Origin of the sequence: Planococcus kocurii (assembly GCF_001465835.2) — a bacterium.
In the GTDB taxonomy this organism is placed as follows: domain Bacteria; phylum Bacillota; class Bacilli; order Bacillales_A; family Planococcaceae; genus Planococcus; species Planococcus kocurii.
In genome coordinates, this window is sequence record NZ_CP013661.2 from 562,112 (window position 1) to 576,534 (window position 14,423).

At 40.4% G+C, this 14,423-nt stretch carries 11 protein-coding genes; 4 read left to right on the plus strand and 7 right to left on the minus strand.

The window, feature by feature from the left end; all coding sequences use genetic code 11:
• Positions 1-95: 95 nt before the first annotated feature.
• Entirely contained in the window at positions 96-998 is a 903-nt protein-coding gene (locus tag AUO94_RS02915) for a DMT family transporter (RefSeq protein WP_058385834.1), read from the minus strand.
• A gap of 105 nt (positions 999-1,103) precedes the next feature.
• Here AUO94_RS02915 and AUO94_RS02920 point away from each other — a divergent pair, with 105 nt between their 5' ends.
• Positions 1,104-1,832, plus strand: coding sequence for an MgtC/SapB family protein (locus AUO94_RS02920; protein ID WP_058385835.1), 729 nt, complete (start codon positions 1,104-1,106; stop codon positions 1,830-1,832).
• Between the two features lie 15 nt (positions 1,833-1,847).
• A complete protein-coding gene (locus tag AUO94_RS02925) occupies positions 1,848-2,834 on the plus strand; it encodes a cation diffusion facilitator family transporter (RefSeq protein ID WP_058385836.1) in 987 nt (328 codons plus the stop codon).
• A 33-nt stretch (positions 2,835-2,867) separates the two neighbouring features.
• Here the strand turns inward: AUO94_RS02925 and AUO94_RS02930 are convergent, their stop codons facing one another.
• The 4 genes from AUO94_RS02930 to pruA form a co-directional block, all read right to left on the minus strand.
• Positions 2,868-4,031, minus strand: coding sequence for an iron-containing alcohol dehydrogenase (locus tag AUO94_RS02930; protein ID WP_058385837.1), 1,164 nt, complete (start codon positions 4,029-4,031; stop codon positions 2,868-2,870).
• A gap of 110 nt (positions 4,032-4,141) precedes the next feature.
• Complete coding sequence (locus tag AUO94_RS02935) at positions 4,142-5,386, minus strand: Glu/Leu/Phe/Val family dehydrogenase (protein WP_058385838.1); 1,245 nt, start codon at positions 5,384-5,386, stop codon at positions 4,142-4,144.
• 81 nt (positions 5,387-5,467) lie between these two features.
• The gene (locus tag AUO94_RS02940) at positions 5,468-6,661 is read right to left on the minus strand and encodes an ornithine--oxo-acid transaminase (RefSeq protein WP_058385839.1); all 1,194 of its coding nucleotides are present in this window, start codon (positions 6,659-6,661) and stop codon (positions 5,468-5,470) included.
• A gap of 75 nt (positions 6,662-6,736) precedes the next feature.
• Positions 6,737-8,281, minus strand: a complete 1,545-nt coding sequence (pruA, locus tag AUO94_RS02945) for an L-glutamate gamma-semialdehyde dehydrogenase (RefSeq protein WP_058385840.1) — start codon at positions 8,279-8,281, stop codon at positions 6,737-6,739.
• Positions 8,282-8,420: 139 nt separating this feature from the next.
• On the opposite strand from pruA, the gene AUO94_RS02950 reads away from it, so the two are divergent.
• Positions 8,421-9,734, plus strand: a complete 1,314-nt coding sequence (locus AUO94_RS02950) for a sigma 54-interacting transcriptional regulator (RefSeq protein ID WP_058385841.1) — start codon at positions 8,421-8,423, stop codon at positions 9,732-9,734.
• 24 nt (positions 9,735-9,758) lie between these two features.
• Here AUO94_RS02950 and yugI read toward each other — a convergent pair whose 3' ends face one another.
• Together yugI and AUO94_RS02960 are read right to left on the minus strand one after the other, a co-directional pair.
• Entirely contained in the window at positions 9,759-10,136 is a 378-nt protein-coding gene (gene yugI, locus AUO94_RS02955; RefSeq protein ID WP_058385842.1) for a S1 domain-containing post-transcriptional regulator GSP13, read from the minus strand.
• Positions 10,137-10,222: 86 nt separating this feature from the next.
• Entirely contained in the window at positions 10,223-12,832 is a 2,610-nt protein-coding gene (locus AUO94_RS02960) for an RNA polymerase sigma factor (protein WP_058385843.1), read from the minus strand.
• Between the two features lie 151 nt (positions 12,833-12,983).
• Here AUO94_RS02960 and AUO94_RS02965 point away from each other — a divergent pair, with 151 nt between their 5' ends.
• Entirely contained in the window at positions 12,984-14,318 is a 1,335-nt protein-coding gene (locus AUO94_RS02965) for a sodium-dependent transporter (protein ID WP_058385844.1), read from the plus strand.
• Positions 14,319-14,423: the final 105 nt, after the last annotated feature.

Here is a 14,423-nt window from a genome sequence, read left to right on the forward strand (position 1 = left end):
TATCTCATCCCAACTTCGTTGTCAATACTATTTCAAAATATTTTTACGAGTTGTCTTAAGGACATATATAAATATAAACCGCCACGAGCAAAAAATCAAGCCTTTATTTTTAAAAAGTACATTTTAATTTTTTGATAGTCTGCAACGAATAGCGTTATCCCCGCCAACACTACACTTCCACCAACAATTTGAGATACACTTAAATATTCTCCGAGTATGAAATACGCTAGTATAGCTGCTCCTATCGGCTCAAAAAGAATAGCAATTGATATAACATTCGTGCTTACCCACTTTAAAGCCCAGTTAAATAATGTATGGCCTAACAGATTCGGAATAATCGCTAACAACAAAAACCACATCCACTCAGAAGCTGGGTAAGGACCAAAAGATTCTCCTTTGAATACAATATAGAAGAATAATGTTATTGTGCTAACTCCGTAAACCACAAACGTATACGTGACCAGTGATAACCTCTTTCTGACATCTTGACCAAATAATAAATATGCCGTAATTAAAGCACAAGCTACTAAAGCTAACAAATCTCCATAAAGAGCACTTCCACTCACTTTGAAATCACCGTAGCCAATTAAAACACTTCCCGCAATTGCAATAGCTCCCGCAATAAGCGTCTTAATAGATACTTTCTCTTTAAAGAAGAAGTATGTACCAGCAAAAGCGAACAGCGGTTGCAAGGTTACAAGGACAGTCGAGCTTGCCACTGACGTATAATTAAGCGATTCAAACCATAAAATAAAATGAAAAGATAAAAACACACCCGCAATTGACGCAAAAACCCAATCTCTTTTGCTTAGCTTTTTGATTTCATGGGTATATTTTAAAAAGAAGACTGGGCTCATGATCAACACCGAAAACAACATCCGGTAAAAAGCTGTCACTCCTGAATCGGCAGATGTCATCTTAACAAAAATAGCCGATAACGCTACTGAGAATACTCCTATCATAATAGGGATATATGGATGAATAGCCGGTTTTTCCATACCTACACCTCTTCTTCTATATTAACTTCACCGACGACACACTTAACAAGTTTGCCACGTTCGCTAAGGAGAATCAATACAAGACAAAAAAATGGAGGTTTTTTTATGGAGTTTTTCAGCGCAATGCAAATTTCTTCATATGAAACTTTCTTTAAACTTGTCATAGCCGCTCTCTTAAGTTTAGCAATCGGACTGGAAAGGGAATTAAAAAGAAAGCCTGTCGGATTAAAAACGAGCATCGTTATCTCTACGTTCAGTTGTTTACTAACCATCATCTCGATTGAATCTGCCTATATTGCACAAGGTAGCGAGTATGCTAATGTTAATATTACAATGGATCCTTTGCGTCTTGCTGCACAGATTGTTTCAGGCATTGGTTTTTTAGGGGCTGGCGTAATTTTAAAACGTGGCAACGATTCTATTTCAGGACTTACGACTGCGGCCATGATTTGGGGAGCTGGAGGAATTGGGATTGCAGTTGCTGCTGGCTTTTATATCGAAGCCGTAACTGCGGTCTTACTCGTCCTGATTGGAATAGAAGTTTTGCCTCACCTACTTTTTAAGTTTGGACCAAAACGTTTGAAGATGGTTGAAGCAAATTTAAAGGTAGTTGTCACTGATCGAACGTCCATACGGGAGGTGCTAAATGAATTAAAAATAAATGGGTCCGTGATCGAAAGCATTTCAATCGCCTACTCAGATGAAGTAGGTTCTTCTTTCTTTCATGAACTCCGGATTCGTATGTCTGTCCCTCACGACAAAGACACCATTGATTTGTACCAAGAAATATCAGACATGAAAAATGTTGTGCATGTTGAAATCGAATTAATTTGATTGAGGAGGATTTTTATGAAAGAGTTTTTCGGATTATTGAAAAATGGCAATAAGCCGTCTTTGACGGCAGCAGTCATTAATACGTTTATCGCAATTATGAAAGGTGTCGCGTTTTTCTTCACAGGGAATGTCGCCATGTTCGCTGAAACAATGCACTCTATCGGAGACGCAGCGAACCAGTATTTCGTTTTTATTGGCTCTGCACTCTCTAAGAAGGCGCCGACCAAGCAATTTCCAAATGGTTTCGGGCGTCTATTGAACATCGTTCTCTTAGGTGCCGTCTTGATTGTTGGAATCATGGCATATGAAACTATTATCGAAGGCTGGCATCAAATGACAAAACCAGTCGAAGCAGAAGGATTCATCATCAGTGTTGTGGTATTATCCATCGCAATCATTCTTGAATTTTTTGTTCTTTATAAAGCAGGAAAAGAAATCCTTCACGAAGCAGGTGTTAAAGGTGGAGCTCTAGCTCCCTTGACTACAAGTTTTTCTCACTTGAATCGAGCGAAGCCTGCAACTAAATTAGTGTTTTTAGAAGATTTGGTTGCAACTGCAGGTGGGGTCCTTGCCTTAACCGCTGTATTAATCGCGCATTACACTGGCTTTCTTCAAGTCGAAGGTGCTGCGTCTATTGCGATTGGCTTTATGATGTTCTATGTTGTCGCAAAAGTTTTCATGGATAACGCACGTGGCGCCATTGGTGAAACGGACGAACATATGGTAAATCATATTGCACACTTGTTGAGTGATCATCCAGATGTTCGAGACATTCAAGAGTTAGAAGTTGTTAAAGAAGGAGAATTTCTTCATGTTGAAACTAAAATTGAAGTTGATTCAAATTTAAACGTGATACAGGCCGATGCTTTACAAGAGCGTTTAGCCGAGCTTATCCTCAGCCAACCAAGTGTTGACGACGTCATTGTTTCTCTCGATGCAGATGATGGTGAAACACATTGGAAGCATTTAAGTAAACGACCAGAAAAACTTAATCCAAATTAAAAAAGGATTGGCGCTCAGCGCCAATCCTTTTTCTTATAGTGATGCTTGCAAAATTTCTTTCACATCTTCACCTTTTAATTTTGCAAAGTTACCGAATTCTCCATAGACCATCGCTTTCTCTACCATTGCATCAATTTTTGAATCATCGATGTCGTAGTAGTCCAAACGAGTTGGTGCTCCTAATGAAGTCCAGAATGCAGATACGCGATCGATTCCTTCATAAGCAATTTCTTCCTCAGACTTACCTGCTGAATCTACGTCAAAGACACGAACTGCCATTTGAGCAAAGCGAGCTGGATTTACTTTTACGTTATGGCGCATCCATTGCGGGAATAAAATTGCCAATCCACCAGCATGTGGAATGTCATAAACTGCAGACACTGCATGTTCAATGTTATGCGAACCCCAGTCTCCTCTATAGCCCATTTCAAGGAATTTGTTCAATGCCATTGTTCCTGCGAACATGATTGTTTCGCGGTGCTCATAGCTTTGAAGATCTTCCATTAATTTTGGCGCAGTTTCAATTACCGCTTTTAATACACCTTCACACATACGATCTTGAACCGGTGTGCTCGTCGCATCGTTAAAGTATTGCTCGAAAATATGAGACATCATATCAACAATTCCGTAGACCGTATGGTTTTCCGGCACTGACAATGTGTAAGTCGGATCTAGGATTGAAAATTGCGGGAATGACAACGGGCTTCCCCAGCCGTATTTTTCTTGTGTTTCTTCATTCGTAATAACTGAACCTGCGTTCATCTCTGAACCAGTAGCAGCAATTGTCAAAACTGTACCAAATGGCAGCGCTTCTTGTGGCTGTGCTTTGCGAGATACTAAATCCCATGCATCGCCGTCGTATTTAGCGCCGCAAGCAATCAGTTTCGTGCAGTCAATAACTGAACCGCCTCCAACTGCTAATAGCATATCGATGCCTTCTGTTTTGCAAATTTCGATTCCTTTTTTAGCAGTCGAAATACGTGGATTTGGCTCGACTCCCGCTAGTTCAAAAACTTCAAGGTTCGCTTCAGCCAAAGTTTTAATCACATCATCGTAAAGTCCGTTCTTTTTAATACTGCCTCCACCATATACAAGCAGAACTTTTTTACCGAATTTAGGTAACTCTTCTTTAACTGCTTCGAGTTGGCCTTGACCAAAAATAAGTTTTACTGGGTTATAAAATGAAAATGCATTCATCCAATCATCCTCCTCTATTCAAATAATAGTATGTAGTCTCTTACAGAAAAAAGCAAAAGATTGAGACTAAAAAACCGCCTGGAAAGGATTCCAGGCGGTTTTTTCATATCTTATACCCATCCACGGAAGCGTGAAGCTTCAGCAGTTCTACGAGCGCCGACCATGTAAGCAGCTAAACGCATATCGATATTACGCGTAGTAGCGACATTATAAACATTTTCAAATGCATCAATTAGCTTTTTGTTAAGCTTTTCGTCCACTTCTTCTTGTGTCCAATAATAACCTTGGTTATTTTGCACCCATTCAAAGTAAGAAACCGTAACTCCACCAGAACTTGCTAAAACGTCAGGCACCAAAAGGATTCCGCGTTCTGTCAAGATTTTAGTAGCTTCAGCAGTCGTAGGACCATTTGCTGCTTCAACCACAATAGAAGCTTTAATGTTATTCGCATTTTCTACCGTAATTTGATTAGCAATCGCTGCCGGTACCAAAATATCACAATCTAATTCAAACAACTCTTTGTTTGTGATGGTGTTATCAAATAAAGTTGTAACCGTACCGAAACTATCACGACGGTCCAATAAATAATCAATATCCAAGCCATCCGGATCATGCAAGGCACCGTAAGCATCTGAAATTCCGATTACTTTTGCTCCAGCGTCGTGAAGGAATTTCGCTAAGAAACTTCCTGCATTACCAAAACCTTGAATGACAACACGTGCCCCTTGCATATTTAGGCCGCGTTTTTTCGCAGCTTCGTTAATACAGATAGTAACTCCTTGTGCCGTCGCTTTGTCCCGACCTTGAGATCCACCAAGAACAATTGGCTTACCTGTAATAAAACCAGGGGAGTTGTACTCATCGATTTTGCTGTATTCGTCGTACATCCAAGCCATAATCTGTGAGTTGGTGAATACATCTGGCGCTGGAATATCTTTGTTCGGCCCAACAATTTGACTAATCGCGCGAACGTATCCACGACTCAATTTCTCAATCTCGTGCATGGACATTTCACGTGGGTCGCAAATGATGCCACCCTTCGCTCCGCCATAAGGCAATTCCACAATTCCACATTTTAATGTCATCCACATTGATAAAGCAATTACTTCATCACGATTTACATCCGGATGAAAACGGACTCCACCTTTTGTCGGTCCAACTGCATCACTGTGTTGAGCGCGGTAACCTGTAAAGACTTTTGTTTTGCCGTCATCCATACGCACTGGAATGCGTACTTCTAAAAGCCGCATTGGTTCTTTTAGAAGTTCGTACATCGCATCTTCGTAGCCAAGCTTATCTAATGCAGTTTTAATAACATTCTGTGTAGACGTCAACAAGTTCAAGTTTTCAGCCATTGTATTAGTTCGCCTCTTTATATTTAATATTTACTCATATTCTAGTGTAACACATGTCAAGATTTGTGTGCCATGCAGAAATTAATTAGCGAATACTTTTTGAATGCGTTCGATCGCCCAATCCAATTCTTCTTTTGAAATAATTAGTGGCGGTGCAAAACGGATAACCGTATCATGTGTTTCTTTGCATAAAAGACCTAACTCTTTTAGTTGTTCACAATATGGTCTTGCTGCTTCAGTCAATTCCATACCGATGAACAATCCGCGACCTCTAACTTCTTTAACAGAGGGGTGTTTGATTTCACGCAATTTGCCCATGAAATATTCACCTAGTTCTTGAGAACGCTCAGAAAGTTTTTCATCAAGCAATACTTCTAAAGAAGCTACTGAAACTGCACACGCAAGCGGATTCCCACCAAAAGTAGAACCGTGTGATCCTGGATTGAATACACCAAGAATGTCTTTGTCAGCTACCACACATGAAATTGGGAATACTCCGCCCCCAAGTGCTTTACCTAAAATGTACATGTCCGGGTTTACATCTTCCCATTCGCAAGCAAACATTTTACCTGTACGAGCAAGTCCACACTGAATTTCGTCAGCAATGAACAACACATTATTTTCACGACAAAGTTCTCTCGCAGCTTTTAAGAAGCCTTTTGGTGGCATGATAATTCCAGCTTCACCTTGAATGGGTTCGATTAAGAAAGCAGCTGTATTTGGTGTAATGGCATTTTTCAATGCTTCTAAATCACCAAAAGGAATTAAGTTGATACCCGGAAGCATTGGTCCGAAGCCTTTACGGTATTCAGGATCCGAAGATAATGAAACAGCTGTCATTGTGCGGCCATGGAAGTTTCCGTCACATGCAATAACTTCTGCTTGATTTTCTGCAACGCCTTTTACATCATACGCCCAACGACGTGCAGCTTTGAAAGCGGTCTCAACTGCTTCCGCACCAGTGTTCATCGGCAACGCCATTTCCTTACCAGAAATATCGCAAATCATTTCATACCAAGGAGCTAATTTATCATTGTGGAATGCGCGTGAAGTCAATGTAACACGGTCCGCTTGATCTTTTAATGCTTGAATAATTTTCGGGTGACGGTGCCCTTGGTTTACAGCTGAATACGCTGACAGCATATCCATGAATTTATTGCCTTCTGGATCTTTTACCCAAACACCTTCTGCTTCTGTAATAACGATTGGTAGCGGATGGTAGTTATTAGCCCCGTATTTTTCTGTTTGTTCAATGATTGTTTGTGTCTGTGTCATGTAATTTCCTCCTTTTTAAAAAAAGGCAGACAGTCGTCCGCCTTTTAATGAATGATCATACCCTTTGGTTATAGATTAATACATTTCAGAAGTAGTTTTTGCTTGCATATGAAGACCGATGTAATCAGGTCCGCCTGCTTTTGAATCAGTTCCAGACATGTTGAATCCACCGAATGACTGATATCCTACGATTGCGCCTGTGCAGCCGCGGTTAAAGTATAAGTTACCTACGTGGAAATCTTCACGCGCTTTTTCAAGGTTAGCACGGTTGTTTGTAATTACTGCACCAGTCAAGCCGTATTCTGTGTTGTTTGCAATTTCAATTGCATGATCAAAATCTTTTGCTTTCGTTAGACCCACCACTGGACCAAAGATTTCTTCTTGCATGATACGTGCTTGTGGATCAAGATCAGCAAAGACAGTTGGGTTTACGAAGAAACCTTTAGAATTGTCTCCGTCTCCACCAGCTACAAGACGTCCCTCTTGTTTCCCAATTTCAATATAGCTCATGATTTTATCGTACGAGTTACCGTCGATAACTGGGCCCATATAGTTTGATTGATCAGTTGGGTCACCAATCGTCAATTCTTTTGTCAATTCGATAACGCGTTCAAGTACTGTATCGTACACATCTTCAACGATGACTGCACGTGATCCAGCAGAACATTTTTGTCCACTAAAGCCGAATGCTGATTTTACAATTGATTGTGCTGCAAGTTCAAGGTCTGCTTCTTTATCTACGACCATTGTGTTTTTACCGCCCATTTCAGCGATCAAGCGTTTCATCCAAATTTGTCCTTCGTTCACTTTAGCAGAACGTTCTGCAATGCGAAGACCCACTTCTTTTGAACCTGTGAACGAGATAAAGCGAGTGTTCGGGTGATCAACTAAGTAGTCGCCAACTTCAGATCCTGGTCCAGGAATAAAGTTAACAACACCAGCCGGCATGCCTGCTTCTTCAAGAACTTCAATGAATTTGTAAGCAACCACTGGAGTTGTTGAAGCTGGCTTCAATAGTACTGTGTTACCTGCTACCATCGCTGCAACAGCCGTTCCAGCCATAATTGCAAAAGCAAAGTTCCAAGGTGAGATTACAACGCCTACACCTAAAGGAATGTAGTCATAACGGTTGTCTTCGCCCGGACGGCTTTCTACATGCATGCCGTCTTTCAGACGTAGCATTTGGCGCGCATAGTATTCCATGAAATCAATTGCTTCAGCTGTATCAGCATCTGCTTCGTTCCAAGGCTTACCTGCTTCTTTAGTCAAAAGTGCTGAGAATTCATGTTTGCGACGACGCACAATTGCAGCTGCTCTCATCAAAACGTCAGCGCGAATTTCTGGTCTTACTTTTTTCCACGTTTTAAATGCTTCGTCAGCTGCTTGCATCGCTTTCTCAGCTAGTTCTTTGTTTGATTTTGATACTCGACCAATCAATTCTTCTTTGTTTGAAGGGTTGAATGAAATAATTTTATCTTCAGTAGTGATGCGTTCTCCACCAATAATTAACGGATAGTCTTGTCCAAGATAAGCTTCAACTGTTTTCAAGCCCTCTAGGTAGTCTTTGCGATTTTGGTCAACTGAGAAATCTGTGAATGGTTCGTGTTTGTAGGGAATCATGTAAATCCTCCTTGAGTTTTAAGTAAGCGCAAAAAAAATTTGCACTTTCAAACTGTTTCCACTTATAATAATGCAAAAGATTGTTGCATAATTCAAGTGTTTTCGTTTAAAAAATCAAAATAATTTTGGAGTGAGCGTTTTGAAGACTGAAAACATCGACTTATCCCCGTTCTATAAATTTGCTGGAGAGCACGTGGCTATTGGGATTCATGCCATAGATATGAAAGGTAAAACTATTTTATATAATAAAAAGATGCGTGAAATTGAAGGATTCGATTTCGAAGAACTTGCCGATCGTTCACTGCTTGAAATGTTTCGTTTTGATCAACATGAGAGTACGTTACTCCAAGTTTTGCAAAGTGGCACGCCTGTTTTCAACGTCAAACAAACGTATTGGAACCGAAAAGGGCAAGAAATTACGACGATAAATGATACTTACCCGGTAGTTGAGGGAGATGCATTAATTGGGGCAATCGAATTATCACGTGACGTCACTACACTTGAAAAAGTAATTTATCAACCTTTAAGAAAATACGATGAGCCTATTACCTTCTCGGCAATTACTGCTGTTTCTAAGAGTATGAGAAAAGTGATTGATACTGCCGAAAAAGCCGCTACCGCTAAATTACCTGTTCTTCTTGTAGGAGAATCAGGGACTGGTAAGGAACTAATTGCCGAGGCTATTCACTGGGCACAGTCTTCGGTTAGACAGATGTATACGCTGTACTGCCATGGAACAGATGGTACCATCATCGATCAATTAGGCGAAGATATTAAACAAATGGGCGATGGAACGATTTACTGTGAACGAATTGATTTGTTGCCTTTGTCTTTGCAAGAGCAGTTATTGACCATGGCTGAAGAACGTTCACGAGGAAATACCTATTTTATTGCGAGTGTTGGTGAAGATCCGGTTGAATTGATTACTTCACACAAGTTGCTGAAGGATTTGTATTATTTCTTTTCGTCGATGACCATTAAAGTAGAACCGCTGCGTTCACGGAAAGAGGACATTTTGCCGTTTGTTGACGATTATTTTTCTCGTCACCGAATGAAAGTAGGTTCGGTTGTTCGCGGATTGGATTTAGAAGTGACTGATTTGCTTCATGCTTATGACTGGCCAGGAAATTTAAAAGAACTTGAAGTGCTGCTCGATGAAATAACGTCGATGCTAACAACACAAGAAATTATAACTGTAGACATGCTGCCTTATCACTTTAAACTAAAGACCAATTTGAACGGCGCACAAAATCCTGAAGATTTTATTGTTCAATCCACCACAGAGTTGCTGCCACTTGAGGATTATTTGTTTGAAGCGGAAATGTATTATTTGCAAAAAGCGATGGATTTACATAGTGGCAATGTGACAAAAGCCGCTGCCGCTCTTGGCATGAGCCGTCAAAATTTGCAGTACCGTCTACGTAAAATCAAAAAAAATGAAGCACAGACATGATGTCTGTGCTTCGTTTTTTGTTTATTACTGTTGACCAGAACGCTTGATCCACTCTTCCATTTTTTCTTTCAAAGAGTTAAATCCTTCAGAATCACTTTCGTTCACATGTGACTGAAGAGATTGTTTTGGTTTTTCAGTTTTTTGAGCTGCTACTGGCTGCTCTTGAAGTGCGCGGATTGACAAGCTGATTTTTTTAGATTTTTCATCAACTTCCAATACTTTCACGTCAACTTCTTGTCCTACTGCCAAATACTCACTAACTTCTTTTACGTAACCGTGAGTGATTTCTGAAATGTGGACCAAACCTTGTGTTTGATCGTCTAAAGCTACGAATGCGCCGTATGGCTGGATTCCTGTAACTTTACCTGAAACCTTATCGCCTGTTTGGTATGTTTTTGTCATGTTTACCCGCTCCTAGTCATATCTAATTGTCCTGTACACCTATTGGCATCTGTATATTATAGCACAACTATATGCTGGGAGCAAAATCAGTATTCATTTATATTCGACATTCGCCAGCCATCTTTGGTTTTATCCATGTTAAACATTTCAGGAAACAGATTTTCCTGTGCCGTTGTATAGTATTGTATTTCCACTGTCCCTCCACGTCCCAGTGGATGATTTGGAGTAAAATGGCTCCTAAATGTCAATTGTGCCAATTCAGAAAATGGCCGGAAATTTTTCAATGCTAATAAATCGACAAACTCTTCATCAGTCAAATGGGTTTCTATCATCAATTTTTTCATCATTGGAACGTCTTCATTTTCAACAGCCTTGAAAAACATGGCTGCAACTTCGGATGGCTTAGCCTCCGTTAGAAGTTGTGCTTGGAAATCAGTAGCAAACGATGCATACAAAGACTCAACGGCTTGATTGAATTGTTGGTCTTCTCCTTGCAAATCGTAACTTTCATATTGGCGATAGTCGATTTGCCAAATTTGATCTTTTTCTGTAACCAACAGTAGATCCAATTGTTCATCAAACTCATACATGTCAATTCCCGGATATATATAAACCTTGTCTTTTACTCTTTGTGTATATGAACTATTAGAAAGTTCAACCCATCTCGCTGTTTTCGTCAGCTCAGGAATTTTCCTCCACTCTTTAATGAATGTTTCAAGTGTTGGCTTTGACGGACTGTCCGCTAACAGGTGCCATTGCGTGGTTGCATCTTCTTGTTTGTTGGCATAGTGATACATAAACAAGACATCCAACGGCGATACACCTGATAAAAGCTGTAAATCATAGGACGCTTCAAATGATTCATACAAAGATTGGATGCGACTGTAATCAAAATCTTTCAAATCAACAAATTCGTCTTCAAGCTTTAAGTTGCCATTGGGTAATTTGTTGGCCAATTCGCCTGACTTTTCCATCGCTAACGCATCCATCACATGATGAAACTCTAATTCGTCATAGATTGTCGAAGTGGTCCAATCGCTCGCTTCCATTTCTTTTAAAATGGGCAGCATGATAAACGCCATCGGATTAGAAGAAGCGATACTATTCCAGGCAATTCGGTAATCCATTTTTACTTTTCCTTGCTCATCAAAGACCGGCGAATTATCGCTGCCCTTAACTAATTGCCAAAAAATTTGCTGATAAGCAATTTCGATGCTACTTAACAAAGCCGAACTTGGTCCCTCTTCAAGCAATGCCGCTTCCATAGCAAACAAATGATAAGGAATGCTTTCAAGAGGTAGCAAAAAACCACTATTATCAAAATAAGGTTCACTGCTAAGTAAATGCAAATATTGCCCGGCGTGCAGATCTCCCATAATAGGTTGCTGTTGCGTAAGATTGTCGACATTTCGAACCGTTCTAAAATAACTATTTTTCGGGTGGGCAATTGGCGTTAAATTATATTCTGGTAATGCCTCTACAACTAAACGTAATTCTTCCGGATAACTACTAGCTTGTGCTAACAGTTTTTCGGGTGACAATTGATCCATCACAATCGTTGACTCTAACTCTTGTTGGTATTTTAGGAGCAGGTTGTCTACAAACAAACGTAATTCATCCGTTTTCGCTGCATAATCCAATAAAAAACCTTCCGTTTCAGTGCTCAACATTGGGTTCGGACCAGCTAAAGAGTCAACCATTCCTCTCGGTGTTTCAATCTTCCTAAAAAGACGATCGACAACAACTTGCATGTGAATGGGATCGTCTTTTAATGACTTTTGCATGTTATCGCTGAAAACTCGCTCCATTTCAACGTCTGCCTGTTTAACGTATGCTAATTGTTCAAACTGTTGCGGCGTCATTCCTAAACGTTCGGGAGCTGTTTTCTTAATGGTGTCGTATTGCGACTGCCAATCCGTCATCATCTTATCAGTCACTATTTCAGATTGTTCGGGTTCTGTTGCGCCTGAAGTTTTTGCTTGTTGGTCGTTTACAGTAAAACTGATGCCGATGACGAGCGCTAGAAAAAGACCTGCAGTTCCAAGAAACATCGCTGATTTTTTGCCCAGTGGCTGCGGTGAGGAAGACGTTTTTACACTTTCCAGATTTAGTGTTTCTTCATCTGACCGCTGAATATCTAGTTCTATTGGTGATAGTGGGACAAAACGTTGATAAGATTTCTGGAGCATGGTCAACCTTTGCACCAATTGCGTTTCATTTAAATTCATCGTAAGCCGAATCGTATGCAGTCCCTCATCAATAGCTTGCTGTACTTGTTGCTCTGAAATCTCTAGTATGGTCGCTATGTCACGAGGCGAAAAATGATGAAAATAAAATAAAACGATAGGCACTCGCTGAAGCGGTAGTAATTTTTGTAATTCGTCGTGCAGTTCTTGATCTTCTTGAAAACTAAGAATCATCGGAAGATCCGTGCTTTCAACTCGAATTGGCTGTATTGAAACGCGCTGAATCAGTAACTGATAAAGTTGGATTTTTGCTTGTTCCGGCGTAAGTTGTCCAAGGTGTTTTTGCAGTTCTAGCAAACTAGTTTGTTGGAATTCTGGCAGTTTCGGGGAGCGGACACCCAATTGATAAGCAAAGCGGCCCATGTCAGGAAAAGCACTCTCAACCCAACAATAAAGCGAGGCTGTATCCCCTTTTTGAGCTTGTCTAAAATGATCGTTTGCGGAAGTCATTGCCACACTCCTCGTATAGTTGGAATAATCACTTTTTTACTAATTCTTGTTTATTATACGACTCTTCCTACAAAACGTTTCAAATACTGCTATTTTTTTTTGTGTAGCTCGTGTAAAATGAGGAAATCTATATGAGATAGGAGTGACGAATTTGGAAAAACGCGATCAATGGAGCTCTAAGCTAGGCTTTATCTTAGCGGCAGCAGGAAGTGCTATTGGCTTAGGAGCTATTTGGAAGTTCCCATACGAAACTGGCGCAAATGGTGGCAGTGTTTTTATTCTGCTGTTCATTATAAGTACGATCGCAATTGGATTACCGATTCTACTCGCTGAATTTGTCATTGGCCGCAGAGGTCAGGCTGATGCGGTCACCGGATTGAAAAAACAAGCCCCTGGCAAGCCTTGGTATTTAATCGGCTGGTCTGGATTTATCTTTTCGTTCCTCATTTTGTCTTTTTACAGCGTTGTGGGCGGCTGGGTATTGTCTTACCTAGGTCGTTCTATTCTATTCCAATTGTCTGATCTGGGGGACAACGAATTTGCAGAACTTTTCACAGGCATTATTACAAATCCATGGGAAGTGCTGCTTGCACAAGCTGCCTTTATGGGATTGACGGTGTGGATTGTACAAGGCGGCATTAAAGGAGGCATCGAGCGTGCTAGCAAAATTATGATGCCTGCTCTATTGATCTTCTTTGTAGTACTCATGATTCGGTCGTTGACACTTGATGGTGCGATGGAAGGTGTACGCTTTATGTTCGTTCCAGACTGGTCTTTCTTTAACTTTGAAACGGCATTGGTGGCACTCGGTCAAGCCTTTTTCTCACTAAGTGTCGGTGTGGCAGGAATGATTACTTATTCATCCTACTTATCGAAATCAGAAAATCTGACACGCTCTTCTATTAGTGTTGTGTCATTGAATATCGTTATCTCAATTATGGCGGGATTGATTATCTTCCCAGCTGTTTTCTCTTTAGGCTATACACCCGACCAAGGACCAGGGCTAGTATTTATCATTCTGCCTGCGATTTTCGATCAATTGTTTATGGGACAATTTTTAATGATCATTTTCTTTATTCTGTTGTTGTTTGCAACATTAACCTCTTCTATTTCCATGCTAGAGATTACCGTTTCCATTGGCGTCAAAAACAAATATGATCGCCGTCGTCGTGTTGCGCTAATTTTTGGCTTAATGATTTTCATCGTCGGAATTCCAAGTGCTTTGTCGTTTGGCGTTATGCCGCAAGAAGTTTTCTTCGGTTTCACATTTTTTGACTTCGTCGATACCTTGACTAACCGAATCGGATTGCCCTTAGGCGCTCTATTCACTGCATTATTTGCAGGTTATGTTTTGACAAAAGAAGACGTCCATAACGAACTTCCGCAACAAAAACTATGGGTCGATATCTGGCGAGTAGTAGTTCGCTATATCGCACCGATCGCTATTATTGTTGTTTTCATTCAAGGAATTATTGCCATTTTTTGACTCAGCTGTTTGAAAAATGCCACAACTTGTCCTATCGAAAGTTTTCACGACATGATAGTATATAACTTATAGAAGAAAGTTTCTTATGAGAAGGAGTGCATGATT